The sequence below is a fragment of the Salinivibrio sp. YCSC6 genome (genome assembly GCF_004916735.1).
In the GTDB taxonomy this organism is placed as follows: Bacteria; Pseudomonadota; Gammaproteobacteria; order Enterobacterales; family Vibrionaceae; genus Salinivibrio; species Salinivibrio proteolyticus.
The window spans coordinates 1,943,487-1,970,057 of the sequence record NZ_CP039516.1; the positions used below are offsets into that span (position 1 = coordinate 1,943,487).

The 26,571-nt window shown below is 49.2% G+C and carries 23 protein-coding genes; 9 read left to right on the top strand and 14 right to left on the bottom strand.

Translation table 11 applies throughout. The features are described 5' to 3' along the window. The first annotated feature begins 354 nt into the window (after positions 1 to 354). The 6 genes from dinG to E8E00_RS08940 all read left to right on the top strand — a co-directional run bounded on the left by dinG (position 355) and on the right by E8E00_RS08940 (position 6,978). On the top strand, positions 355 to 2,427 hold the full coding sequence (dinG, locus tag E8E00_RS08915; protein WP_096627714.1) for an ATP-dependent DNA helicase DinG: 2,073 nt from the start codon (positions 355 to 357) through the stop codon (positions 2,425 to 2,427). A 15-nt stretch (positions 2,428 to 2,442) separates the two neighbouring features. After that, positions 2,443 to 3,216 (top strand): TSUP family transporter, encoded by a 774-nt coding sequence (locus E8E00_RS08920; protein WP_069588660.1) that lies wholly within the window; start codon positions 2,443 to 2,445, stop codon positions 3,214 to 3,216. A 15-nt stretch (positions 3,217 to 3,231) separates the two neighbouring features. Next, positions 3,232 to 3,786 (top strand): primosomal replication protein, encoded by a 555-nt coding sequence (locus tag E8E00_RS08925; protein WP_096627711.1) that lies wholly within the window; start codon positions 3,232 to 3,234, stop codon positions 3,784 to 3,786. 83 nt (positions 3,787 to 3,869) lie between these two features. Then, positions 3,870 to 4,775: a histone deacetylase gene (locus E8E00_RS08930; RefSeq protein WP_096627708.1), complete on the top strand. Its 906-nt coding sequence runs from the start codon at positions 3,870 to 3,872 to the stop codon at positions 4,773 to 4,775. 9 nt (positions 4,776 to 4,784) lie between these two features. Continuing rightward, the gene (locus E8E00_RS08935; protein WP_069588654.1) at positions 4,785 to 4,970 is read left to right on the top strand and encodes a DUF2496 domain-containing protein; all 186 of its coding nucleotides are present in this window, start codon (positions 4,785 to 4,787) and stop codon (positions 4,968 to 4,970) included. Between the two features lie 577 nt (positions 4,971 to 5,547). Next, positions 5,548 to 6,978: a sodium:alanine symporter family protein gene (locus E8E00_RS08940; RefSeq protein ID WP_069588701.1), complete on the top strand. Its 1,431-nt coding sequence runs from the start codon at positions 5,548 to 5,550 to the stop codon at positions 6,976 to 6,978. Between the two features lie 81 nt (positions 6,979 to 7,059). On the opposite strand, the gene E8E00_RS08945 is transcribed toward E8E00_RS08940, so the two are convergent. The 4 genes from E8E00_RS08945 to E8E00_RS08960 form a co-directional block, all read right to left on the bottom strand. Next, the gene (locus tag E8E00_RS08945) at positions 7,060 to 7,263 is read right to left on the bottom strand and encodes a hypothetical protein (RefSeq protein WP_069591341.1); all 204 of its coding nucleotides are present in this window, start codon (positions 7,261 to 7,263) and stop codon (positions 7,060 to 7,062) included. A gap of 145 nt (positions 7,264 to 7,408) precedes the next feature. Continuing rightward, positions 7,409 to 8,140 (bottom strand): 3'-5' exonuclease, encoded by a 732-nt coding sequence (locus E8E00_RS08950; protein WP_069591340.1) that lies wholly within the window; start codon positions 8,138 to 8,140, stop codon positions 7,409 to 7,411. A 9-nt stretch (positions 8,141 to 8,149) separates the two neighbouring features. After that, positions 8,150 to 10,027: a DUF294 nucleotidyltransferase-like domain-containing protein gene (locus E8E00_RS08955; protein WP_077640781.1), complete on the bottom strand. Its 1,878-nt coding sequence runs from the start codon at positions 10,025 to 10,027 to the stop codon at positions 8,150 to 8,152. A gap of 177 nt (positions 10,028 to 10,204) precedes the next feature. Then, complete coding sequence (locus E8E00_RS08960; RefSeq protein WP_371414234.1) at positions 10,205 to 11,821, bottom strand: BCCT family transporter; 1,617 nt, start codon at positions 11,819 to 11,821, stop codon at positions 10,205 to 10,207. Between the two features lie 642 nt (positions 11,822 to 12,463). On the opposite strand from E8E00_RS08960, the gene E8E00_RS08965 reads away from it, so the two are divergent. Next, positions 12,464 to 13,687, top strand: a complete 1,224-nt coding sequence (locus tag E8E00_RS08965; RefSeq protein ID WP_096627705.1) for a NupC/NupG family nucleoside CNT transporter — start codon at positions 12,464 to 12,466, stop codon at positions 13,685 to 13,687. A 143-nt stretch (positions 13,688 to 13,830) separates the two neighbouring features. Further along, positions 13,831 to 14,514, top strand: coding sequence for a pyrimidine 5'-nucleotidase (gene yjjG, locus E8E00_RS08970; protein WP_096627702.1), 684 nt, complete (start codon positions 13,831 to 13,833; stop codon positions 14,512 to 14,514). Between the two features lie 67 nt (positions 14,515 to 14,581). Here the strand turns inward: yjjG and E8E00_RS08975 are convergent, their stop codons facing one another. Continuing rightward, on the bottom strand, positions 14,582 to 14,887 hold the full coding sequence (locus tag E8E00_RS08975; protein WP_077479139.1) for a hypothetical protein: 306 nt from the start codon (positions 14,885 to 14,887) through the stop codon (positions 14,582 to 14,584). Positions 14,888 to 15,257: 370 nt separating this feature from the next. Here E8E00_RS08975 and E8E00_RS08980 point away from each other — a divergent pair, with 370 nt between their 5' ends. Then, positions 15,258 to 15,752, top strand: a complete 495-nt coding sequence (locus E8E00_RS08980) for a fasciclin domain-containing protein (RefSeq protein ID WP_077661768.1) — start codon at positions 15,258 to 15,260, stop codon at positions 15,750 to 15,752. A 127-nt stretch (positions 15,753 to 15,879) separates the two neighbouring features. On the opposite strand, the gene choV is transcribed toward E8E00_RS08980, so the two are convergent. The 9 genes from choV to E8E00_RS09025 all read right to left on the bottom strand — a co-directional run bounded on the left by choV (position 15,880) and on the right by E8E00_RS09025 (position 26,407). Continuing rightward, entirely contained in the window at positions 15,880 to 17,082 is a 1,203-nt protein-coding gene (gene choV, locus E8E00_RS08985) for a choline ABC transporter ATP-binding protein (RefSeq protein WP_096631342.1), read from the bottom strand. 10 nt (positions 17,083 to 17,092) lie between these two features. Further along, positions 17,093 to 17,935 (bottom strand): choline ABC transporter permease subunit, encoded by an 843-nt coding sequence (gene choW / locus E8E00_RS08990; RefSeq protein WP_069588035.1) that lies wholly within the window; start codon positions 17,933 to 17,935, stop codon positions 17,093 to 17,095. 54 nt (positions 17,936 to 17,989) lie between these two features. Further along, positions 17,990 to 18,949: a choline ABC transporter substrate-binding protein gene (locus E8E00_RS08995; protein WP_069588034.1), complete on the bottom strand. Its 960-nt coding sequence runs from the start codon at positions 18,947 to 18,949 to the stop codon at positions 17,990 to 17,992. Positions 18,950 to 18,968: 19 nt separating this feature from the next. Next, positions 18,969 to 20,693: a choline dehydrogenase gene (gene betA, locus E8E00_RS09000; protein ID WP_077678252.1), complete on the bottom strand. Its 1,725-nt coding sequence runs from the start codon at positions 20,691 to 20,693 to the stop codon at positions 18,969 to 18,971. Positions 20,694 to 20,716: 23 nt separating this feature from the next. Beyond that, positions 20,717 to 22,177: a betaine-aldehyde dehydrogenase gene (betB, locus tag E8E00_RS09005; RefSeq protein WP_096631339.1), complete on the bottom strand. Its 1,461-nt coding sequence runs from the start codon at positions 22,175 to 22,177 to the stop codon at positions 20,717 to 20,719. 54 nt (positions 22,178 to 22,231) lie between these two features. Beyond that, positions 22,232 to 22,834: a transcriptional regulator BetI gene (betI, locus tag E8E00_RS09010; RefSeq protein ID WP_069588030.1), complete on the bottom strand. Its 603-nt coding sequence runs from the start codon at positions 22,832 to 22,834 to the stop codon at positions 22,232 to 22,234. A gap of 652 nt (positions 22,835 to 23,486) precedes the next feature. Further along, positions 23,487 to 24,485 (bottom strand): cytochrome d ubiquinol oxidase subunit II, encoded by a 999-nt coding sequence (cydB, locus tag E8E00_RS09015; RefSeq protein WP_069588028.1) that lies wholly within the window; start codon positions 24,483 to 24,485, stop codon positions 23,487 to 23,489. Then, positions 24,482 to 25,825 (bottom strand): cytochrome ubiquinol oxidase subunit I, encoded by a 1,344-nt coding sequence (locus E8E00_RS09020; RefSeq protein ID WP_096631336.1) that lies wholly within the window; start codon positions 25,823 to 25,825, stop codon positions 24,482 to 24,484. Before E8E00_RS09020 ends, cydB begins: the two co-directional genes overlap by 4 nt. 18 nt (positions 25,826 to 25,843) lie before the next feature. Further along, complete coding sequence (locus E8E00_RS09025) at positions 25,844 to 26,407, bottom strand: GbsR/MarR family transcriptional regulator (RefSeq protein WP_069588024.1); 564 nt, start codon at positions 26,405 to 26,407, stop codon at positions 25,844 to 25,846. Positions 26,408 to 26,571: the final 164 nt, after the last annotated feature.

A 26,571-nucleotide genomic window follows, 5' to 3' on the forward strand; every position in this document is an offset into this window, starting at 1 on the left:
AATCATAACCCACAAAACATAAAAAACAAACAGTTAGCCACTCCACCTGAATTAAGATCACAGTTTACGATTACAAAATCAGCAGATTTGATGAAAGTTAACAACACAACAAAACAGATTAATATATCGAAAGATCAACTTATAACCATAAAATTCAGAATATATAACCAATCAATTACTTAAATCAGGTGTATTAGTAATCACAAGACAGATCAGCAAGATAGGGTTGATTGGTTCAATATAAATTCGTGACTGCGATCTCATTAATGTAAAGAAATCTTGCAGTTCGGGATCGTTTTCACGTTTTTGAGTCGTGTTATACTGCCCGCCACTCTTCCTTAGCCGGACTTATTGATGCTTAGCCCTGCCGTAAAATCAGACATCCGTGCGTGCTATCAAACCCTACAAGCGCAACTTCCCCATTTTGTCCCTAGAAAGGTACAAAACTATCTCGTGGCAGAACTTGCAAAAACGCTAGCAGGCGATTACGACAACAAGCGCCGGCTATTTGTGGCAGAGGCGGGTACGGGTGTGGGCAAATCGATGGCCTATCTTATGGGGGCCATCCCCTTTGCGCTAAACAACAATAAAAAAGTGTTGATTTCGACCGCGACAGTGGCTTTGCAAGAGCAGTTAGCCAATAAAGACATTCCATTTTTTCGTCGCATCTGCCCAAAACCGTTTGATTTTATTCTGGCAAAAGGGCGTCAACGATATTGCTGTGCACACAAATTGAGTGCGGTGGCGGATACAGACAGCATCCAAGGCGCGCTGTTCACCCAAAAGCCCAAGCAAAACGAGCAACGGCTACTCAATGACATGTACTCGGCATTTAGCCGCGGAAAATGGGATGGCGACCGCGATAGCTGGCCCAAGCCGATTGCCGATCATCTCTGGCAAGCCATTGCATCGGACAAACATACTTGCCACGCTGGATTGCACGCTCATCGTCAGTGCCCCTTCGCCAAAGCGCGCGAGGCGATGGACAAAGCGGATGTCGTGGTCGTCAATCACAGTCTATTATTGGCCGATCTCGAGCTAGGTAGCGGGGTGATCTTACCCGAGCCAGAGCAATGTCTTTATATGATTGATGAAGCCCACCATTTGCCGACGGTCGCACGCGACTTTTCTGCCGCCAATGCCAGTTTACTCGGGGCGACTGGATGGCTGGAAAAGCTCAACCAAACCACGGTTAAGCTCGGTAATACCGCGGATATGAAGCGCGCAAACCGCTTCGTGGATAGCTTATTAGACGCGATCCAAGTGCTGATCCCCACTTTACGCGACACCAACCAAATTATTAGTGGCTTACCCCTCAATGAGGATGGCTGCTACCGTTTTGTTGATGGCGAACTGCCTGACGCCTTGGTCGAGCCCTGCCAGCAATTGAAGCAGGCGAGTAAAAAAGCCAACCAAAGCTTGGCGAAAATTCACGATTTGATCAACGAGCGACTGAAAGAAAATGACATATCGGCCAAGCTCGCCGACCCTGCGCTTGCGGAAAGTGCCTTTTTCTTACAACGGCTTGAGAACCTAGAAAAAGTCTGGTCACTGATGGCACAACCCAACGCAAACAAAGGTGCACCTCTCGCGCGCTGGATACAGCGTTGCCAAGAGCGCGAAGATGACCGCTGGGTCCACGTCTCGCCGTTGGAAGTCGGCTGGCGTCTTGATCAAATGCTGTGGTCGCGGGCAGCCGGTGTCGGGCTGTTTTCTGCCACATTGCGCGCACTCAATCGGTTTAGCTATTTTTGTCGCCAAGTCGGTCTAAGCGAAAGCGATGGCACGCGCTATTTGGCGTTACCCTCCCCCTTTGACTATGCCAACCAAGCAAGGCTGATAGTGCCTGCGATGCCCTGTGAGCCACAAGCAAAACAGTTTACCGATGTGCTTGGCGACAAAGTGCTTGAGTATTTGGAAGGCGAAACCGCATCACTGGTGCTATTCGCCTCCTATTGGCAAATGCATCAAGTGGCTAAAACCTTGGAGCCGCACTGTCGCCGTCATCAATGGCAACTACTCTGCCAAGGCACCCTGTCACGTAGTGCACTGTTAGATCAACACAAAGAGGCGGTTGCCGCCGGGAAAACCAGTATTATTTTTGGGACCGGCAGTTTTTCTGAAGGGCTAGATTTACCCGGCAAACTACTGACAAACTTGATTATTACCAAAATTCCCTTTGCTGTGCCCACCTCACCGGTGGAAGAGGCCCACGCCGAATACATTGAAAAATGTGGTGGCAATCCGTTTTTGCAAATTTCGGTTCCCGAGGCAAGTAAAAAGCTAGTGCAATCGGTCGGGCGTCTACTGCGAAAAGAGGAAGACTCTGGTAGAGTGGTGCTTCTTGACCGGCGTATTATCACCCGCAGATATGGCCAATCATTACTCGACTCGCTACCACCCTTTAAGCGCGTCGTCGAACAATAACTAGAAAGAATTCGCATGCTTGAACTGATTGACCTCTCTACCCTGATTATTTTAGGGCTTACGGCGTTTGTCGCCGGCTTTATTGATGCGGTAGCTGGCGGTGGTGGAATGCTCACTGTTCCCGCCTTGCTTTCCTTAGGCTTGCCGCCACATATTGCCTTAGGGACCAATAAACTTGCCGCCACTTTTGCGTCAAGCACCGCGGCCTTTACCTATTACAAGAAGCGGCTTTTTTCGCCTCGGTTCTGGCAGCATGCCTTTTGGGGGACCTTAATCGGTGCCACGTTAGGCACTTTGTTGGTCGACGTATTGAGCACCGAGTGGCTTGAAAAGGCGATTCCTTTGGTGGTGCTGATCGCTGCGGTTTATACGGTATGGCACCCTCAGCCCAAGGTCGATAACCATAAATTGCCCACGCCCTGCCCGAAGCTCCCCATTAAGCAATGGGGGCAAGGCCTATCACTAGGCTTTTATGATGGGGTGGCAGGACCTGGAACGGGCGCGTTTTGGACAGTCTCGACCATGTCGATGTATCGCATGAACATTTTGCTGTCATCAGGACTTGCCAAGGCGATGAATTTTACCAGTAACTTCACCTCCTTGGTTGCCTTTGCACTGCTGGGGCATGTTAACTGGGCACTCGGGCTAACCATGGGTGTCTGCTTGATGTTAGGCGCTTTTATTGGGGCCCATTCTGCCATTCGCTTTGGTAGTCGATTTATCCGTCCGATTTTTGTCACGGCCGTGGTCGTGCTCGCGGGTAAGCTTGCATTAGACGCATGGTTTTAAGGTAATTTAATCATCATGAAAGCCCAGCTCGAAACAATGCATCAGTTACTCGACCAACTGGCCAAGCGTGCCGCTGAGGTCGATAGACGTCGCGGAGAAGCAAACGCGCCTTTGTTCTCTATTCAGCTTTTTCAGTGCCAAGGCAAGCTGCTTACCCCTTGTGTAAACGAAGCGCAAGGGCTGCTTAATGTGATGCGACGCGACGACGAACAAGGGCTATTGACCGAAGCACGAGCGACACACATTTGTGAAACCTTATTGGCACAAATCAGTGCACTGCAACGTGAGCTGGCAACGCTACCATTACGTAAACAAGAACAAGCGACCCGTGGACGTCGACGCCAATCCATAGGTGAACTTTACCAAGAGCTCGCCAAACACCAAGATTGGGAACGACGCTTGGAAGACAAGCTCAGAGATGCGAATGCCAGCGTCGATGCATCAAGCAGCCCGGCAGTCCGCCAAGACTACCAGAAGCAAGTTTTAGCCTTAGAGCAACGCTTAGCCCGTTGCCGCCAAGCTCGCGAGCGTATTGAAAGTACCATCAGTTATCGTGAGCGCAAGACCTAGGGGCGCACGGGGTAAATCCAACATCATAGTAAATCTGTTACGGCATTAGCCAATACGCGCAAATCAGCACAAAGGAGCTTAGGGTGTTACCTCTGATTTACCATCCTATTTATTCTGACTTCCCGCTCCCTGAAGGTCATAGGTATCCCCTTCAGAAGTACCGCCTTCTATACGAGCGTCTCAGCGCATGCAACTTGCCAGTCACGTTCGATCAGCCGACAGCGGCAGACCGTCGGGTGATCGAACCCGTGCATGACCACGGCTATATCAGTCACTTAATCAAAGGCGAGCTACCGCTGGCCAAAATGCGTCGAATCGGTTTTCCATGGAGTGAGGCCTTAATCACGCGTAGTCTTACCTCGTTAGGCGGCACTACATTGACCGTTGACCATGCGCTTGAGACCGGACTTGCTATTCATCTAACCGGTGGTTACCACCACGCTCACTACGATTTTGGCAGTGGTTTCTGCTTATTTAATGACTTAATGATTGCGGCACGCCACGCATTGTCTCACCGTGGTATAGATAGGGTGTTAATTGTTGATTGTGACGTACACCATGGCGATGGAACAGCCGCTTTAGCGGCAGATCACCCTGATGTCATCACGTTTTCAGTTCATTGTGAGAAGAATTTCCCCTCGCGTAAGCCACCGTCGACGATCGATTTACCGTTACCTAAAGGCACCGGTGATGATGACTACCTCAGCGCATTTTTGCCCTTGCTCGAACTCGCCATCGCTCAGTATCGTCCTGACATGGTCATTTATGACGCCGGGGTCGACATTCATCGGGACGATGCACTCGGCTATCTCGACGTCTCAACAAACGGCATCTATCAGCGCGATCTGGGCGTACTCTCGTGTTGCAAGCACAACCAAATCCCTGTCGCGGCAGTCATTGGTGGTGGTTATCACGATAATCACGACACCCTCGTCCCACTTCATGAACAACTGATCCGTGCCGCGTTACACGTGACCGAAAAGCAATAAGGAGCCCTCATGAACAAAGACGCCTCCCACACTCCGAGCGGCCTTGAGAACGCTCCCGATGACGTTAAGCTCGCCGTCGACCTGATTTATTTGCTCGAAAGCCATCACATTGATGTCGACGTTGCACTGTCAGCGCTTGACATGGTTAAAGCGGATTTGCTCAATAAAAAAGGCAGCGCATCAACACAAAACTAGGCAGGCATGGCTTGCTCACTTCATTCGTGTGGCGACATTTTCATCAAACCCACGTGTTTTTGATCACAATTTTACGCGCGCTGACATAGTCCGTCTTTAGTCGCTTTTAACGAAAATTTATGCAACATAGCATTTTACTAAATCGCGTAAGTTCAAGTAATTAGCATGAAAAGCATTACATTTTATTTACAGTCAATATCACCAAAATCAACATATTGAGCAGGTTAATTTTTAATCAAACCGCCCTTCTCATAGTGTTTTGTCTCACAAATATCGGTATTATCCGGTGCGCTCCGCGTTGTGTACCTACTCATTCAATCATGGTGCATAACTAACGTGAGAGCACTCTGGCAACAGTCGAGCATGGATTCAAAATGCTGTTGCACACCACGCTGGTTCCACGTTAGGCCACCAACCTAACCGCCCCTCAAGATGGGGACCAGCTGTTCGCCTGCATGGACTGCAGTTAAGTCACATGGACAGTGGTTGTCGGCCTTGACACTTGTCGTCACCTTTGCAAACACTCGACTTTTCAAGCTCAAGGCGTCTCCCAACAGACGAAAAACAGAGTTTTATGATGGAACTACTAGAAAACCTATTTGTGTCCATAGTCGATACAGGTAACAGCCTCCTTTGGGGAAGCGTACTGATTTACTTATTGATTGGTCTAGGTCTGTACTTCACTGTACGTTCCGGCTTTATTCAATTCCGTAACTTTGGTCACATGTTCAAACTCATGGCCAATAGCCGCGATGGCGCCTCAGGCGGCATTTCCTCTTTCCAAGCATTTAGCACCAGCTTGGCAGCACGCGTGGGTACCGGAAACATGGCCGGTGTCGCTGTGGCGATTTACTTAGGTGGCCCTGGCGCTATCTTCTGGATGTGGTTAACCGCATTGGTCGGTATGGCCACCAGCTTTGTCGAGTCCACCCTCGCGCAAGCTTATAAAGTCAACCACAAAGACAACAGCTATCGTGGTGGTCCGGCGTATTACATTGAAAAAGGTCTTGGCCAGCGTTGGCTCGGTATCGCCTTCGCCGTGTGTCTGATTATTGCATTCGGCTTGGCCTTTAACGGGGTACAATCCAACTCAATTGCCGCTGCAATGAATACGGCATTTGGGGTCAATGAACTCGCTGTCGGGATCGCAATTACACTGGTCACCGCACCGGTTATTTTTGGTGGCATGCGCTCAGTGGCACGTGTAGCGGAGCTTATCGTTCCGTTCATGGCACTTGCATATCTTGCCGTGGCACTGTTTGTCGTTGCGATGAATATCGAGCAGCTTCCTGCCGTTATCTCGATGATCGTTAAGAGTGCACTGGGCGTTGAACAAGCTGCCGGTGGTGCAATGGGTTATGCTATTGCGCAAGCAATGATGCAAGGTATCAAACGCGGCCTGTTCTCAAACGAAGCCGGTATGGGTTCCGCACCCAATGCCGCAGCAACAGCCACCACTAAGCCTAACCACCCTGCTGCACAAGGCTATGTTCAAATGTTGGGGGTGTTTGTCGACACCATTGTGATCTGTACTGCAACCGCCTCGATTATCTTGATGTCTGGCATGCTCGACCCAGAGAGTGGTCTTACCGGCATTGCACTGACTCAAGAAGCGTTGGTGAGCCAAGTGGGTGACTGGGGTGCAGGCTTTATTGCCATTGCAATTTTGTTGTTCGCCTTTACGTCTATCATTGCGAACTACTCGTATGGTGAATCTAACATCGAGTATATCTTTAAGTGTCGTAAAGCCATCACTTTGTACCGTATCGCGGTTCTCTCTATGGTATTGGTGGGGTCAATTACTGACTTGCCGTTGATCTGGAGTTTTGCTGACTTATCGATGGGTATGATGGCGGTGATCAACTTAGTGGCGATTGCGCTACTATCTGGCATTGCGTTTGCGTTGATGAAAGATTATGAAGACCAACGCCGAGCGGGTAAGAAGCCAACGTTTGATCGTACTAAGTTCCCGAAACTGGACAAGCAAATCGATAAAGACGTGTGGTAACGACACCGATCTGTCGGTATCAACCTACAAAAACCACCGCTCAAGCGGTGGTTTTTTTATCGTTAAAGTAAGCGCGAATCATCACCAAGTGAGCCAATAGGCAATTAACAGCGCAAACACAATGCACGCACCAGCATAAAAGCCCAACTCAATTTTACGTGCCGTCATGTCTTCCGCCTCTTCAGGCTTTAACGTGAGTCCCCAGTAAGCAAAGCCAATGCCTGATGACAACAACAACACCCCAAGGCCAAACACGAGCCCTTCTACTGCATGGATAAATGTCATGTGCTTTCCTCTGATTATCAGTCGCTGGTGTTGTAGCACATTATTATTGCACTGAAAACCAGCACGCGACGTGCTATTACCTATCAACAGGTTTACGAACCATCCGCGTCTACGGTTCAATAACAAAGCGATAGCCGTCTAGACCTTAGCTCCATACGTCGCTAATCGGTGTGTCAGGGGAAAAGTCGTGGGCCACTTGTGCTTGCAACAACTCTGCCGTGGCGATGGCATCGGTCAAGGCGTGATGACTTTGATAAAAAGGCAACTGATACCGAGTACGGCTATCGGCTAACCGAATCGACGCCAGGGGACGACGCATAATACGGTCCATCAAGCTGCGCTTCCCAGTACGGTGTTTCCGCGCCTCAAGCTCCATGGTGTCGACCATCGGAAAAATAATCCCTTCCCCTAAACGCTGCTTAATCGCGCGGTCAAGGAACTCTCGCTCGATACGGCGGTAATGCACCACAACGATCGCACCGGCGAGCGCACTTAGCAGTGGTTCAATCACATGAGAAAAGTCTGGTGCATTCATAATGTCTGAATGGGTGATCCCATGAATAACAATCGAAGACTCCGCCAGCGGCCGATTGGGATTCACAATCCAGTGCTGCGCCTGTTGGCAGCGAATACGACTAAGGGTAAAAGGCACCAGTCCAATACTGACAATGGCATCCTTTTCACTGTCTAGACCCGTAGTTTCAAAGTCGAGTGCGACAAAGGGCACATCCTTAAGAGGCGTATCTGGTGCTACCCAGCCTTGTTGATAAAACGCTTGTAGCGTTTCATGTTTCACCTGCTCACGTTTGGTATCCAGCATGGCTTGCCAGTCCACGTGTTGCGCCGGGGCTTTCTTTTTCAGATCCAAATGCAACATGCCCTCCCCTTATGACCGATTCGGCTGATAGCGGAATTTCAAGAACTTCTGAGCGTTACTTAAAATCTGGAATGCATCTTTGAGGTTACGGCGCTCAAAATCAGATAAATTCTCCGGTTCCACATTGTTATCTGGTTCACGTCCCGCTTCGATATCCAGCGCTTGGTGACGAATACGCACCATGGAAATAAACTCCATCGCATCTCGAAGGTCAGGCCCTCGGCCTTTGGGCAAGATCCCAGATTCAATAATGTCATCTAAGCGCTCAAACGAGTTTTGTGAGCGTGAATCGATAGCCAATGCGTGTACACGGATAAGATCGGCTAATGGCGCTGTGCCGCGGCGTTTGAGGTTAATAGAGTTATTGTGTCGCCCATCTTGCTCCATCACGAAATCTTTAAAAAAGCCCAAGGGCGGTGTGCGATTTAAGGCATTGCGCGCCATTGATGCTAAAAAGCGATTATTGCGACGTGCACGGCGACCAATGAAGGCTTTGAGTTGTTCAGCCCAGTTAGTTCGACCATAGACACCATCTAAATCAAAGAAAATATTGCTGTCGAGTAACGAGCGTGGGCTCGGATTATCAATCCAATCGGCGAAGCATTGTTCCCACTCTTTCAGTGTTTTCCGCCACTCAGGGTTAGTCGCCATGATATTACCAGTACAATAGGTATACCCGCAGGCATCGAGCCCATCAGACACGCGCTTCGATAGTGCCTCAAAATACGCGTTATGCTCGTCGTGGTTGAAGCTATCATCCAAGATAATGGCATTATCTTGATCGGTCACAATCAGCTGCTCATCGCGTGCCATCGATCCCATCGCCAAAAAGCAATACGGGATAGGCGGCTCACCCAGTTCTTCTTCTGCCAACTCCAACAGGCGCTGCTTAAAACTGCGGCCAATCACAGACATCGCAGACCCTATCATGTGTGAGTTCGCGTCCTCATTGACCATGCGTACAAAGCAATCTTTGACTTGTTTCGCCAACACCACTAAATCGTCTACCGATTGTTGACGGAAAATACTGGCGACGAGGAACAAGCTGTTTTGCGATTCGTAACGTGCAATATCTGATAGCGCGACCACACCCAGTGGTTTGCCATGCTGTAATACCGGTACGTGGTGGAGGTTTGAGCGCAGCATAGTGAGCATGGCTTCAAAGATGTAAGCATTATGATCGAGGGTGATCAGCTGGGGCGACATGATTTCTTGTACCGGCGTTTCATAAGGCAAGCCTTCTGCTAACACGCGATTACGTAAGTCACGATCAGTAATGATCCCCAGCACGGGATTGAAGCCGGTTTCGGGATCGGGCTCATCGCCCATCACCAAAATTGACGAGACCGCTTCTTGCGACATAACTTGCGCTGCATATTGTACCGAGTCGGTACTATCGATCATCACGGGGTCGCGAATAATCAGCTTCTTAACTTTGGACGTCGTCAGATCATTGGCTTCATTATGGCTCGATACCGCCTGACGTAATCGCGTCCGGTCTTCGACCTCGACAAAATCGGCAAAGTGTTCAAATTCATCAAACAAGCGGTTAAATGTCGCCTCAGGGATGAAGTACACCAAGGTGTCTTCGATCGCCTTGGCGGGCATACGCACCCGGTTGTTCATCAAAAGCCCCATCTGACCGAAAATATCCCCCTCGGCGATACGGTTGTACAAGGTGCCATTACGACGATACAGCTCGACAGCACCGCTACGGATCATGGCTAAATCATGAATCTCATCGCCGTAGGCAAAAATCGTCGTGCCCGCTCGGTGATAACTAATTTCGATGCTTTGCGCGACCTCAGCAACCACCTCTTCGGGAATCGATTCAAAAGGGGCGTATTGGGAAAGAAATGTCGCAATTTCAACTTGTTCAGCTTCCATGATGCTCACCTAGCGTTGCGAGAAAGTGCAAGGGTATGCGATTGAATATTCACAATAGATGAAACCTAAAAGCTTAGTCTCACCCATCACATATCAAGGTTGTTGGTAATAAAAAAGGCAGTCCCGAGGGCCTGCCTTTTTCATCATAGCTAACTGTTAGTTACTTAGCACGTACAGTTACTTAGCGCGCGGCTCTGATGCTAACCCTTTGAACAAGGAAGCAGTCGCTACCAGTAGTACAATCGTGAACGGGAAGCCAGTTGAAACCGCCATCGCTTGTAGGGCAACCAAGCCACCACCAAGGATAAGCGCCACCGCAACTAGGCCCTCGAAAGACGCCCAGAAAACACGTTGTGGCACTGGCACGTTCACTTTACCGCCTGCAGAGATGGTATCGATAACCAGTGAGCCTGAGTCAGACGAGGTCACAAAGAACACGATAACTAGAATGATACCGATGAATGAAGTAATCGATGCCAACGGCAAATCATCCAACATTGCAAACAGTTTCAGTGACAGTTCAGCGTCTACAACTGCGGTGTAACCTTCGTTCACAAATTGACCAATCGCGGTACCACCGAATGCGGTCATCCACAACACACAAGCAGCAGATGGGATCAGCAATACGCAGGTGATGAACTCACGCACTGTGCGGCCACGAGAAACACGCGCAATAAACATACCTACAAATGGAGACCATGAAATCCACCATGCCCAGTAGAACGAGGTCCAGCCTTGCGTAAAGTTGGCATCTTCACGTGCAAACGGCATAGACAGCGCAGGCAAGTTTTCTAGGTACGCGGCGAGGTTACCAAAGAAACCGGTCAAAATGGCTAGCGTTGGACCCACTGCAATCACAAAGATAAGCAGTAGCAGTGCAAGCAACATGTTGACTTCGGAGAGGCGTTTCACCCCTTTATCTACCCCAGCAACCACAGACAGGATGGCCATACCGGTGATACCCATGACAAGCAGCACCTCTGTGGTGTTACCCAGTGGCGTATCAAACAGATAGTGAAGACCAGCAGACGCCTGTGAGGCGCCAAGGCCTAGTGAGGTTGCAAGACCAAAGAGGGTCGCGATGATCGCAAGAATATCGATCACGTGGCCGGTCCAGCCCCATACACGCTCGCCAAAGAGCGGGTAAAAGACTGAACGCATGGTCAAAGGCAAGCCTTTGTTATAGGCAAACAGAGCCAAACCTAGCGCCAAGACAGCGTAGATGGCCCAAGGGTGAAGACCCCAGTGGAAAATCGTTGCAGACATACCTAGGCGTCGAGCCGCTTCAGCATCTCCGGCTGCTGCGCCCAACGGTGCCCAGTCGGTACGAATACCGTTTGCATCAACAGCGGTACCGCCCAATGACGTTTGGAAGTGTGTTAACGGCTCTGATACACCGTAGAACATCAAACCAATACCCATACCGGCGGCAAACAACATCGCAAACCAACCCGCATAGCTATAATCCGGCTTAGCTTCTGTTCCGCCGAGACGAACGCGACCCAAAGGTGACACAATCAGTACTAGACAGGCGATAACAAAAATATTACCTGCAGAAAGGAAGAACCAGTCTAGATTCGAGGTCAACCAACCCCGAAGATCACCAAAAACAGGGCCGATTTGGTTTTGAAATGCCAAAGTGACAAATACAAAGGCCATAATGGCCAGCCCCGAGACCATAAATACTCGGTTGTGAATATCAAAACCAAACGGGCCAAGTTTAACGGCCACATTATCCTGACCGACCTGGTAGTCAGTATCGATCGGGTTAACTTTCCCGTCCGGTTTCATCATATCTTCATGGCTTTTATCGCTCACGAGTTAACTCCTTAGTCCGTTTGTTCGGAAGCCTGTGAGTGTCGGTGGCCTGTGCGCTCAATTGGCCTTTTCATCGCAAAACGCGGATAAAAAAGTTGACCAGCAGCAAGAACCGCAACATCCACACAGCTCACTACCCTAACATAAATGCGTAACGATTTAATTAGGGTACTAACCAAATGTCGATTTTATAACCAGCTATTAATCAATATATCCACTCAAACCCCAGCCTAGACGCGGCCTAGAACTCATTTGAACTCTTTATTTCAGAGCTATAAAGGATCGTGTCATACACTTTCCTCTTCTAGGTTTAGCGGAAATACGCCGTATCATAAAAAGAATTCATTGATAGTGCTCACAAAAAATACCTATGTTCACCAGCAAAACTTTTGATGGATCACAAAGACATCGTGAATAGCATGCGTCTGTTCAAGTACCTATCGTGAAGCCGCTCTGAGCTCACACGACTCGCCTACGAGCACATAACCTCCAGGCCACAAAAATGCAAAACAATGCAACAATATGATTTATTCGTGATACTTGTCACACTGAGAAAAATAAGTACAATACCGCCGCAATCGTTTTCCATCCCAGTTTAACGTTTGCGGAGCAAGCATCATGCAATTTGGCATCGGCCTTTTGGGGATTAGCGTCCTCTTTCTAATCGCGATTGGATTTTCAGAAAATCGTCGTGCGATCAACTGGCGTACCGTCGGTGGCGCTTTCATTATTCAAATCGTCTTTGCCGGGTTTATTATCTCCGTCCCGCTTGGTCAGCATATTCTGGCTAACGCATCAGAAGCCGTGTCCGCAATTATTAGCTTTGGCGATATTGGTGCTGAGTTTCTGTTTGGTGATCTCGCGAAATTTAAACTTGGCTTTATCTTTGCTTTCAACGTTTTACCAACTATCGTCTTTTTCTCCGCTCTGATCGCCGTGCTTTATCACTTAGGGATCATGGCTTGGATTATTCGCCTGATCGGTGGCGTACTACGACGCGTACTCGGCACTTCGCGCACTGAATCGATGTCAGCCACTGCCAATATCTTTGTCGGATCGGTAGAAGCCCCTCTTGTCGTGCGCCCTTTTCTCGCCTCAATGACGCGCTCAGAATTATTTGCAGTCATGGTCGGCGGATTAGCCTCCGTGGCTGGAGGCACCATGGTTGGATACGCAGGCCTCGGTGTTGAAATGAAATACCTGATCGCTGCCGCTTTTATGTCCGCACCAGCCGGTCTAATGATGGCAAAAATTATGGTCCCGCAGACCGAAACGCCTATCAGTCATACCCAAGCGCAAGCCGAGCAAGATAACCACGATAAGCCTGTCAACTTGATCGATGCAGGTACACAAGGTGCTTTAAGTGGATTACAAATTGCGATGGCAGTCGGGGCTAGCTTGCTGGCCGTGATCAGCATGATTGCGCTGATCAACGGCGGGTTGGGCAAACTTGGCCCGATGATCAATATGCCTCAATTGAGTCTGGAGTGGATATTCGGCTATGTGTTTGCACCAGTCGCTTGGCTCATCGGTATTCCGTGGGGGGAAGCAATGACTGCTGGTACCTTGATTGGTAAGAAAATTGCGGTGAATGAATTTGTGGCGTTTGCTGATTTTATGAACCTAAAAGGTGCACTTTCTCCCCATAGCCAAGCCATTGTTACCTTTGCACTGTGCGGCTTTGCCAACCTCACTTCGATCGCGATGTTGATGGGCGGACTGGGCGGTATTGTTCCAGAGCGCCGAGGTGATATCGCCAAATTAGGAATGCGTGCCATTCTTGCCGCCACCTTAGCGAATCTGATGAGCGCAACATTGGCAGGGCTGTATCTGACTTTGTAACCTCAATCACGCTGGATAATTTTGCCATCACTTTGACGGTGCAGTGTTTCTCACCAAGGACGGTGAGTGCACTAAAAAGTCTCGAAGAGAAAGGGCTTTATCTGTTACACTTCATTTACTTAACGTAAAGAGATGTAGTCACCATGCGGTATCCTTGGGTTCTTTTTGATGCAGATGAAACACTGTTTCACTTTGATGCGTTTGCAGGACTGCAACGCATGTTTTCACACTATGATGTCGATTTCGACCAGCACGCCTTTGCCGAATATTCAGAACTAAACAAACCTTTGTGGGTGCAATACCAAAATGGCGAAATAGACGCACACACGCTGCAAACCAAACGCTTTACCCACTGGGGAAAGCAGCTCAGGGTGGCTCCGACAACGCTAAACCAGCATTTTTTGGATGCGATGGCCGAAATCTGTGAGCCTCTCCCAGGCGCAGAAGCACTGCTAAACGCGATTCGTCCACACGCACACATTGGTATTATCACCAATGGCTTTACCGCGTTACAGGATGTGCGCTTGGAAAAAACAGGGTTCAAGCCCGCCATATCTACTCTCGTGGTATCCGAGCAAGTCGGTTTTGCCAAACCTGACCCTCGCATCTTCGAGCATGCATTTGCAAAAATGGGCCATCCACCTAAGTCTCAAATCCTCATGGTCGGCGATAATCCAATGGCAGATGTCCTCGGTGGCATGCGCGCAGGCATAGACACATGCTGGTTGAATCGCGACAAAAAGCCACTACCAGAAGGCGTGACGCCTACCCACCAAGTGGACTCACTGCATGCACTCCAAGCGTGGCTCATGCCTGACAACGCCTAATCATAAAAAAAGAGAGCCAATGCTCTCTTTTTTGCTTTCCAACGATGTCTTTGCCTAGTGGGGCAAATTAGCTGCGGTCACCGGCAACAAAAGCGGCTTTTTCTGCTTGTTGGCCTTGGTCGGTATTTGCAACATAAGTCACTGAACCACTGTTTTGGTCTTGGCTGTAAATGAATACACGACCTGATTCGTCAGTCACTTTGCTGTCCATGCTCTTTGAGCTGGTTACTTTCGCGCCTTTAACGGCTTGACCTTGTTCAGTCACTGATACCCAAGCACCGCCTTCTGCAGGTTGTACGTCAAGGTTAAGGCCGCTCGCCATTACTGAGGTTGATGCGAGTGTCAGTGCAAAAATAGCTGCTAATTTTTTCATGGTTGTTTCCTCTCTCGTTGTCGATTGATTGTTATTAAACGCCAATCTCGGTGACCAATTGTCACCACAATGTCTCTATTTAAAGATTTTCTTTGCGACCTTTCGTCGCGGGACGAGAGAGAATGTACGCCGATAAAAGTGTGCTCACAATCACAGTTATGCGAATGACTTGTTCGAAAAATTGCACGTGATTTCACGATCAATCAAGCGTAGAAGATCACAGATATGTGCCTATCCTTACCTCCAAAAGTGATCTTCTTTCTCCTTTCACCCGTTTTGCCAAGAGCCACGACATTCCTGAGCAGTCACTCACTGTCATTGCTGATGATGGTTTGGTGAGGAATGATCAATCGATGAAAAGGAGAGCAACATGTTAAAACGTACCTTCACGAAATTTGCGGTGACTGCCGCCCTGATTCTAGGAATGGGAAGCGCGATGGCTGCGCACCACAAAGGCGGCCACGATATTGTGGACACAGCTGCAAAAAATGATGACTTTTCTACCCTTGTCGCCGCCGTCAAAGCTGCAGGGTTAGTGGATACCCTCAAAGGAGAAGGGCCATTTACGGTCTTTGCGCCCACGAATGCGGCATTCGCTAAGCTGCCAGAGGGGACGGTCGACATGCTTCTCAAGCCCGAAAACAAGGATAAGCTGGTCGATATCCTCACCTATCATGTCGTACCGGGTAAGGTGACCGCAGAACAAGTGATGGGTATGTCGTCCGCCACGACGGTACAAGGCAGTGACATTATGATTAAGACCTCTTATGGCAAAGTTAAAGTCGATAACGCGACCGTGACCAAAGCCGATATTATGACGTCAAACGGCGTGATACATGTGATTGATACCGTGATCATGCCTTAGCGACCACGCTACTGAGCCTACGACTGTACAGATAGTGACTTGACCTGTGCGGTCAGTCGTCAGTGATAAAAAAGCCTGCTCCATGAGCAGGCTTTTTCGTTAGTTAGGATTTATTCGCTGACGTGAGTCAAGCCGCTTGGCTATCGCACGGCTGCTGATACTTGCCGAGCAAGGCATGGTAGAAATCGTGATCGGAAAGCGTGCCAACCAATTTGCCATTTTCTACCAGTAGTACGGGTTTGTTGGTGTGATAGCGGATTTCAATCGCATCACGCATTTCGATATCAGGCGATGCCATTACAATGGTATCCGAGCTTACTTGTGACAAGTCTGCCATGTCTTTTTTCCACTCAGCCACACGCAAATGCTGTGTGCCCGCCATGGCCGACAATGCACCCTGAGGCTCTACTGTCACCCAGATATCACGCTGATCGCACACCTTCCAACGGTTTTCAACGTGCGGCATGGTGTCGATATCTTTCATCATTGAGCGACCTTTCAGTACGTTCAACGGATTAGTGTGCGCCACAAAGTCGCGAACATAGTCCGTTTCTGGGCGCAAAACAATGTCTTCAGGTTTACCGTGCTGAATAAGCTGACCGGACTCCATGATGGCAATGTTGTTACCAATTTTCAGTGCCTCGTCCAGATCGTGGCTCACAAACAAAATCGTTTTGTTGAGTTTTTTCTGCAGCTCCAGTAGCTCGTCTTGTAGCTGAGCACGGATCAAGGGATCCAATGCGGAAAACGGTTCATCCATCAGTAGGATGTCACTGTCCATCGCAAAGGCACGGGCCAAGCCAACACGCTGCTGCATACCGCCAGACAATTCGTGTGGATACTGATAGGCCCAATCCGCCAATCCCACCATTTCAAGTTTTTCTAATGCTTGCTTACGGCGTTCTTTTTTACTGATGCCTTTCATTTCTAGACCGAAGGCAACGTTATCCACCACGGTTAACCAAGGCATCAGAGCGAATTTTTGGAATACCATTGAGGCACGGTTGGTACGCAGATGACGCAGCGTTTGTGCATCCACACTCGCCATATCCACCATTTGGTCACCATCGCGCACTTCAAGGCTGCCACGGCTAATCGGGTTAAGGCCATTCACTGCCCGTAATAAGCTCGATTTACCTGAGCCAGATAGGCCCATCAATACGCAAATCTCACCTTCTTTTACATTAAGTGACACATTGTCCACACCCACGACTTGACCAGTTTGATCGATGATCTCTGATCGCGTTAAGCCTTTGTCGAGCAGGTCGAGTGCTGGTTGTACGTTGTCACCGAAAACAACATCAAGATTTTTAATTGCGATTGCGTCCATGGTATCCCCCTTATTCATGGCCTTGGTTTGGTGCTTTACACAGGCGGTCAAGAATGATGGCTACCAATACAATCGCCAGACCCGCTTCAAAACCTTGAGAAATGTTGACAGTGTTTAGTGCGCGAACCACTGGCTTACCGAGGCCGTCAGCCCCCACTAGTGCGGCGATAACTACCATCGACAGTGACAACATAATACATTGCGTCACGCCCGTCATAATGCTTGGCAGTGCCGCGGGCAATTCCACTTTAAACAAAAGCTTCATGCGGTTGGCGCCAAATGCACGGCCAGCTTCCACCAACTCCTCTGGCACACGTGTAATGCCGAGATAAGTCAAGCGAATCGGTGCTGCAATCGCAAAGATGATGGTGGAAATCAGTCCCGGTACAATCCCTAAGCCGAAAAGAACCAGCGTTGGAATCAAATATACAAAAGGCGGTACCGTCTGCATTAAGTCCAAGAGTGGACGCATGATGGTATACGCTAAGGGCCGGTGAGCAGCCATTATCCCAAGCGGTATGCCAATTAATACGGAAATCGTTGTCGCGGCAAACACCAGAACAAAGGTTTCCAGCATCTCTTGCCAGTAGCCCAGGTTGAGGATCAACAAGAGCGCACTCACAACAAAGATCACGATGGAAATTCGACGCTGCAGGTACCACGCTAACGCAGCAGTCATGATGATAGGCATTGCAGGTGGCATCCATTTAAAGATGTCGACCAAAAACATGATGCTGGTATCTAAACCAATCGAGATGGCATCAAAGAAGCCCGCGGCGTTCATGGTTAACCAGTCAACGCCATTTTCCATCCATTGACCGAGTGGGATCTTGTTATCTGTAATAATATTCACAATAAAACCTTAGGGGGCGGCGATTAAACCGCCCTCTCCTTCTACACTTTTTTGTTACGCTTCAGTCTTTTTAAGATATTCAGTCACAGCTTCTACGGCGTTTTTACCGTCTAGTGTGGTGATACCGTCTAGCCACTTGTTCAACACACTTGGGTTGTTACGTAGCCATTCGCGCGCTGCAACCTCTGGCTTCTCGCCGTCGTTCAGGATTTTGCCCATCATTTCGTTTTCCATCTTGAGGCTAAACTCAAGTTGCTCGAGCATTTGACCCACATTCGAACATTGCTCGACATAGCCACTACGAACATTGGTATGAACCGTGGCACCGCCGTAGTTAGGGCCGAAGTAGTCATCTGCACCAGACAGATACTTCATATCAAAGTTGCTGTTCATTGGGTGTGGAGCCCAACCTAGGAAAGCAACCCATTTGCCACGACGAATAGCACGTGAAACTTGCGAAATCATGCCCGCTTCGCTTGATTCGATCAGACGGAAATCACCCAAATCAAAATCATCGGTATCGATCATTTTTTGAATTTGCGTGTTGCCATCATTGCCTGGCTCAATGCCATAAATGCGAGAGTCAAACTTGTCAGCGTATTCCGCGATATCTGCAACACTGGTCACACCCGCATCGTAAACGTACTTAGGCACGGCAAGGGTGTATTTCGCACCCGTTAGGTTGGCGCGCAGGCTATCTACAGTGCCGTTTTCAATATACTTTTTGATATCGCCCGTTTGGGTTGGCATCCAGTTACCGAGGAATACGTCGATGTCGCCCGACGCCAGAGATGAAAAAGTCACAGGCAGTGACAGCAAGTCTGTCTCTGTTTGGTAGCCCATGCCTTTTAGCACTTCTGTGGTGATGGCTGTGGTTGAGGTCACGTCCGTCCAACCGATATCCGAGAAACGTACCGTCTCACATTGGTTGGCAGCGGCGCTAAACGCCACCATAGAGCTCAGGCCAACCGCGGTCATCAGGGTTTTGGTGGTCTTACGTTTGTTCATTGACATCTTGGATTCCTTGTAATGCTTACTGATTAGTTTCCAGTGAAGGCGCACCTTCGGTGGCTTTCTCACTTTGCGCGTTCTGATTGCGTTGCTTTTGCTGCCACTCAGCCGCAATCCATACTGGCACCTGCTCAGCAGGCAAGAGTGGCTTGTCGAGAATCATGTCAGCGGCGCGCTCCGCTACCATGATGGTTGGGGCATTCAAGTTGCCATTTGGAATGGTGGGGAAAATCGATGAATCCACCACGCGCAAACCTTGAATCCCTCGAACACGGCACTGCTCATCGAGTACCGCCATCGAATCGTTGTCTGCACCCATTTTGCAGGTACACGATGGGTGATACGCACTTTCCACGTTCTCTTTCACCCAGCGATCAATCGCTTCGTCTGTGGTGACATCACGACCCGGTTGAATCTCTTCACCACGGAAGGGATCCATAGCACTTTGATCCATGATTTCACGGGTCAAACGAATGGTGTCGCGCCAGTCTTGGCGATCTTGTTCGGTAGTAATGTAATTAAACAGGATCGACGGTTTATCTTGCGGATCCGCTGACTTGATACGTACGTGGCCGCGGCTTTCAGGCTTGTTTGGGCCCACATGGACTTGGAAACCATGCCCATCAAACGCCGCTTTACCGTCGTAACGCATCGCTGCAGGTAAAAAGTGGTACTGGATATTTGGCCACTTCAACCCTTTGCGTGAACGGATAAAGGCACATGATTCAAAATGGTTGGTGGCACCCAAGCCTTTACGGGTCAAGATCCACTCGGTCCCGATCATTCCCTTGCTAATTAATCCCAGCTTGCTGTTGAGCGTAATCGGCGCTTTACAATGGAATTGGAAGTAAACTTCAAGGTGGTCTTGCAGGTTTTCACCCACACCCGGCAACTCGTGCTTGACGTCAACACCGGCATTTTCCAGTACGTCACGCGCACCAATGCCTGAAAGTTGCAGCAGTTGCGGTGAGCCCACTGATCCCGCGCTGGAAATGACTTCTTTGTCTGCCATCACGCGTTCAATTTTGCCGCCCTTTTCAAATTCCACACCTACCGCACGTTTGCCTTCCAGCAAGACACGACGAGTCACAACACCCTTTTTCAAGGTCAGATTGCTGCGCTTCAGCGCGCGACGTAGGTAGGCATTTGACGTTGAAGCACGCACACCCTTATCAACCGTCATATGCATCGGCCCAAAGCCTTCTTGCTGATAACCGTTGTAATCTTTGGTTTCTGGGTAGCCCGCTTCGACACCCGCATCAATAAAGGCTTGATAAAGCGGGTTGAGTTTCATGTCGTTACCGTTACAAGTACCGACAGGGCCCTGACCACCACGGTAAGTATCTTCACCGCCCGACCAGCTTTCTGCACGCTTGAAGTAAGGCAAGCAGCTAGCGTAATCCCAGCCATTGGCTCCGTGCTCAACCCATTCTTCAAAATCGCATGCGTGACCACGCACATAGACCATGCCATTAATGGATGAACTACCACCCAGCACTTTACCGCGTGGGCAATGTAGCTGACGGCCATCCAAGCCTGGCTCAGGCAAAGACTCAAACTGCCAGGCATAGCGCTTGGTATTCATGGGATAAGACAGCGCCGTCGGCATCTGAATAAAAATGCTTTTATCGGTGCCCCCGGCTTCAAGCAATAGCACTTGATGTTCGCCGGACTCGGTGAGCCGATCCGCCAGCACACAGCCGGCCGAACCCGCGCCGACGATAATATAATCGTAGCGTTGTGACATATTGGTCGCTCCGTTAACTGAGGTTAGGCGTATGGGCTAGCGAAATCGCCTAGCTCAATCAGCACACTCTTGGTTTGGGTATAGTGAGTCAGGGTCTCGACACCATTCTCACGGCCGATGCCTGATTGCTTGTAACCACCAACAGGCATTTCTGCTGGCGAATCACCCCAGGTGTTCACCCAACAAATACCGGCTTCAAGCTGATGGATCACGCGATGCGCGCGCGACAGGTTTTGGGTAAAGATGCCAGCGGCCAAACCATAATGGGTATTGTTGGCACGGCGGATGACCTCTTCCTCGTCCGAGAAACGCAACACTGACATCACAGGGCCAAAGATCTCGTCACGCACATGCGCCATGCTGTCATCACAATCGGTGAAGATAGTCGGGGCCACAAAGTTACCTTTGTCGAGACCATTCTCCATTAAGCGTTCGCCGCCAGTTAGCAGAGTTGCACCACTTGCTTTCGCGCCTTGAATGGCCGTCATCACTTTTTCAAGGTGCTCGGTTGAAATCAATGCACCGACTTGGGTGTTCATATCCATTGGATCACCGACGACCAGTTTCTCGGTGCGCGATTTCAGCTGCTCGACAAACGCGTCATAAATGCTGTCGTGAACAAAGACACGGGTACCGTGTGTACATACCTCACCTTGAGTATAGAAGTTGGCGACCATAGCCGCAGATACCGCATTGTCTAAATCCGCATCATCAAACACGATACAAGGTGACTTACCACCCAGTTCCATGGTGACTGACTTCAGGGTCTTTGCGGCATCACCCATCACGGTTTTACCGGTACCGACTTCACCGGTGAAAGAAACTTTGGCAATCTCTGGGTGTGCTGTCAGCATTTGGCCAACACGGTAATCACCTTGAACCACGTTGAATACGCCGTCAGGCATACCGGCTTCAGTGAAGATCTCTGCCAACTTAAGGGCTGTGAGCGGGGTTTCTTCCGATGGTTTAAACACCATGGCATTACCTGCCGCTAATGCTGGCGCTGATTTCCACATCGCAATTTGAATTGGATAGTTCCACGCACCAATGCCTGCACACACGCCAAGTGGCTCACGACGGGTGTAGAAGAATTGGTTCTCAGACAGCGGTTGCTGCTCACCTTGCATGGATGGCACCAGATTAGCGAAGTATTCAATCGCATCAGCACCGGTTACCACATCAACCTCAATCGCTTCTTGCAACGGCTTACCCGTATCAAGGACTTCCAGCTTCGCCAGTTCATCATTGCGCTCACGCAATAAAGCAACCGCCTTCAATAGAATTCGGCTACGCTCCATCGCGGTCATGCGAGACCAAACGGCAAAGCCTGCTTTTGCGGCATCAATCGCTTTCTGCACATCGTCTGCAGAAGCTTGGCCGATCTGTGCCAGTGTTTCACCCGTTGCAGGGTTCACGGTGGCAAAGTATTCACCACTGGATACGTCAGTTAACTGACCATTAATAAAAAGCGTTTTCGCGTCCATGATTAATCCTGAATTCTTTTCTGTTCGTGTGTGCATGTCAGCTGCTATCCCGGGTTAGCCCTGAGGACGACCATAAAAGGTCAGTTGCTTATCTAAATAGTCATTGATAATGGTGCGAGCGTTATTGGCATCAATACCTTTAGGGTTCAATGCACCGCGCAACCAAATACCATCAATCAATGCTGCAATCCCCTGAGCAACCATGACAGCCTGCTCGACCGGCAATAGCGCTTTAAGCTCAATGCGCAAATGCGACAGCAAGCGCTTCTCGTTCACGCGCTGTAAACGGTGTAACTCATTGTCATGCATGGCATATGACCAGAACGCGAGCCAAGTTTTCACCACATCAGACTGGGCCTGAAAACCTTCAAAGTTCGCGTTAATGATCGCATTAATACGCGCTTGGTGGTGGTGACGAGGGATCCCACGCAGCGTGTTAATGACAGTGGCTGAAAGCTCGCGCAATACCACGCGCATTGTTTCTTCCAGCAAACCATGCTTACCACCAAAATAGTGGTTGATAATGCCTGTTGATACGCCGGCTTCCTTACTAATCAAAGAGATACTTGCCGCATGCAGACCAACGCGGCCAATCACAGTCATGGTGGCTTTAACGAGCTGCGGTTTACGTACTTCCGGCATCCCTACCTTAGGCATTGTTGCTCCCATTCGTTTTTAATTGAACGATTAGTTAAATATAATCTTACACGCTAATATTTAGATCTCAAATAGATTTTTTAACCAAATCGCTACACGACCAACCCTCGAAAAACAGAAACATACAAATACAACAATGATTTAGGTCAATTTCAAAAAGGTTTGTTCCAGATCAAATCTTTTGTACTGATAGCAGTATTTATGAACAAATCGGTTAAAATACCACCAGAAAAACATAGTAACGCAGGAAATGATAAGGGGAGTAATGATTCATTTTCACTCAATGCTGGCCAAAACCAACCGCGAGTCAATGCCTCACACTAAGTAAGAAATGCGAAGAAAAATAAAAATAAGCACCATATGACCGACATTCGCTACAAAAAGGGCAGATTGCCGTTTTGAAAGCACGCATCAGGTGATAACAAATCATGATGGGCCACTCCGGTTAGAGCGTCGAGAAGCACAAACTATAACGAGATATAACCTTTCGCGAGACCAATATTTAGGTCCCGAAAGATTGATCAAAAAGACAGGTTACCGCTAACCGTTTTATCGTGACGGGCATACCATCGCTATCACACTCAAAAGCCGAGCAAAAAAAAGCCCAGCGTCTATCGCTGGGCTCATCGATTAGAGGTGTGTTACGTATGGCTTACTCGTAGTTAAGCTCGGTGGCTTTTCCTGAGAAGACACGGTACACAAAGAGGGTGTATAAGAAGATCATCGGTAGCACGAACATCGCACCATAACCGACAATCAACAAGGTGCCAGTGGCACTCGCCGCCTCTTTCGCCGTCATCACGCCGGGGATAATGTCAGGGAAGAAGCTGTATGCTAAGCCAAAGAAGCTCATTGCAAACAAAATGATCGCACCAATGAATGGGAACTGATAACCCACATCATTTTCGACCGGCACGTGGCGCAGATAGCGGTCTACGAGCAACATAATTGCAAGACACACCAGTGGCACGGGTGCCAGTAATAAAATCTCAGGGAAGCCAAACCAACGCTCGGCCACTGTCTCACTCACTAGCGGATTGACAATACTGATGGCTAATACGCCAAGCGCCGCAAGCCAGCCACCGCGGCGAGACCATTTCGCCGCGCGCTTTTGCAAGTCCCCTTCCGTTTTCATCACCAGCCAAGTCCCACCAATATAGATGTAGGCGGCGGTCACACAAAGGCCACTTAACAGTGCAAACAAATACGCACCTGTGCTGTCATCAAACGCCAGTACATAGCGGCCAATCATGTAGCCTTGTGTCATCGACGCGATAAATGAGCCCGCTTTAAAGCAGCGGTCCCAAAGGTCTTTGCGCTCTGGTTTCACTTTGGCACGAAAATCAAACGACACGCCACGTAGAATAAGACCCGCCAACATCACAGACGTAGGCAAATACAATTCGGTCAAAATCATGCTGTGTGCCGCAGGGAAGGCAATCAACAACAAACCTACCGCCAGTACCAACCAAGTCTCGTTCGCATCCCAGAATGGGCCAATCGAGGCAATCATACGGTCTCGCTGCGCTTGGTTGCAGCTCGGCAACAGCATCCCTACGCCAAGGTCGTAGCCATCGAGCACGGCATACATAAATACCGAGAAACCAAACAGCAGCAGATAAATTTCAGGCAGATAAGGAGTTATGCTCATGCGTTCACCTCTTTATTCGGCTGAGCGTGGTTGTCTGACTGGTACTCGGGCAGACGTTTTTTGGCTAAGAAGAACAAGGTACGGATGTACGCTACCATCAACACTACATAGAGTGTGAGGTAGATAGTCAACGTAATGCCGACATGCGAGCTTGCCACGGGTGTCACCGCATCCGCCGTTTTTAGCACACCTTGTACTAGCCAAGGCTGACGACCGATCTCTGTGACATACCAGCCCGAAAGCGTCGCTACCCAGCCCGAGAATGTCATGGCGACCAGCCCCATCAAGTGCCACTTCGGCATCGGTTGATTACGCCAAACGCGATATGCGGTAAACCAACTCACCACCAGCATAAGCACACCCACTCCGACCATGATGCGGAAGCCGAAGAACAACGGCTTCACCGGTGGATGATACTTAAAGCTTTCTAAGCCTTTGATCTCACCATCGAGTTTGTGAGTCAAAATGAGGCTTGCCAGATTCGGGATCCCCACTTCAAAGTCGTTAGAGCGTGTTTCTTCGTTTGGAACCGCAAACAGCAGCAAAGGCGCACCTTGCTCGGTTTCCCACACACCTTCCATCGCCGCAATTTTTTGTGGTTGATGCTCAAGTGTGTTTAGGCCGTGCATGTCACCAACCAGTACTTGTAATGGGATCAGAATTGCCGCAGCAGTGATACCCACTTTTAAAGGCTTGTCCGATACACCTGAGGTCGGTGACTTTAATTTCTGATAAGCAGAGATCCCCGCGATTAAGAAAGAAGCCGTCAAACCAGACGCTAATAGCATGTGGCTTAAGCGATATGGCATCGACGGATTGAAAATCACTTCAAACCAGCTAGTTGGGTGCACCACACCATCAATGATTTCAAAACCGGTTGGGGTATGCATCCAGCTATTGAGCACCAAAATCCAGAATGCAGAAATGGTGGTACCAATCGCTACGAGCAAGGTTGCGAGGGTATGAACCCAATTCGGCACACGGTTCTTACCAAACAACATAATGCCAAGGAAGGTGGCTTCCATGAAAAATGCCGTCATCACTTCATAACCCAATAATGGGCCAGCGATGTTGCCGACTTTCTCCATAAATCCGGGCCAGTTGGTCCCGAATTGGAAGCTCATCGTGATGCCGGACACTACGCCCAGCGCGAAGGTCAACGCAAACACTTTGACCCAGAAGTAATAGGTATCTAGCCAGATTTGCTCACCGGTACGGTTATATCTGAACTTGAAAAACACCAGCATCCACCCTAAGGCGATCGTTATAGTGGGAAAAAGGATGTGAAAGCTGATGTTGGCCGCAAATTGGATCCGCGACAACATTAAGGTATCTAACATGACATTACCCTCAGGAGTTTAACTGCCCGATTGTTCGTTGGACTTACTGTGAAACAACTTGCCAGACAGCTCGAGAAGCTTGCCGACACTGCTGCCCAGTTTCATCAGGTTCTTCAAATGCTCAGGTTTCATTTGCTGAACATCGTCAAACCAATGGTTAAACAGCTCGAGAAGATCGTGGATCTCATGTAACTGCTTAACCGAATGACTCTCAGCGTCATCTTCACTTCGCATAAAGTGTGCACGCAGCATAGATAAGGTGGGATCCACCTCTCGCTTCTTCCTCTCAGCGAGTACCTGCTGCGCCAACTCCCAGATGGTGCCGTTAGGCACAAAGTAGTCCTTTCTGTCTCCGGGGGTACGCTGTGAGCGAATCAAGTTCCAGCCATGCAATTCCTTGGTTGCCATGCTGACATTGCCACGAGATATGTTGAGCGCCGACACAATATCATCGGCACTTAACGGTTTTTCACTCAACACAATCAGTGCCAGCATTTCGCCGACCGAGCGGTTAAATCCCCACCGACTTCCCATTTCGCCGAAATGCATCACCACATTTCTTAGCTCTTGCGACAGCTCCATCTTGATCTCCCTCACAGTGCTTCTGGGGAATGATACGGAGTTTCTTTGCTGAGGATCAATGAATATTTCGAATTTTCAGAAATTATTGAAAATAAAAAAGTCGATTTGTAACAAGGAATGAAGAAGGGTTATGAATACGTTACATTTGCGGGCAGATGAATCGA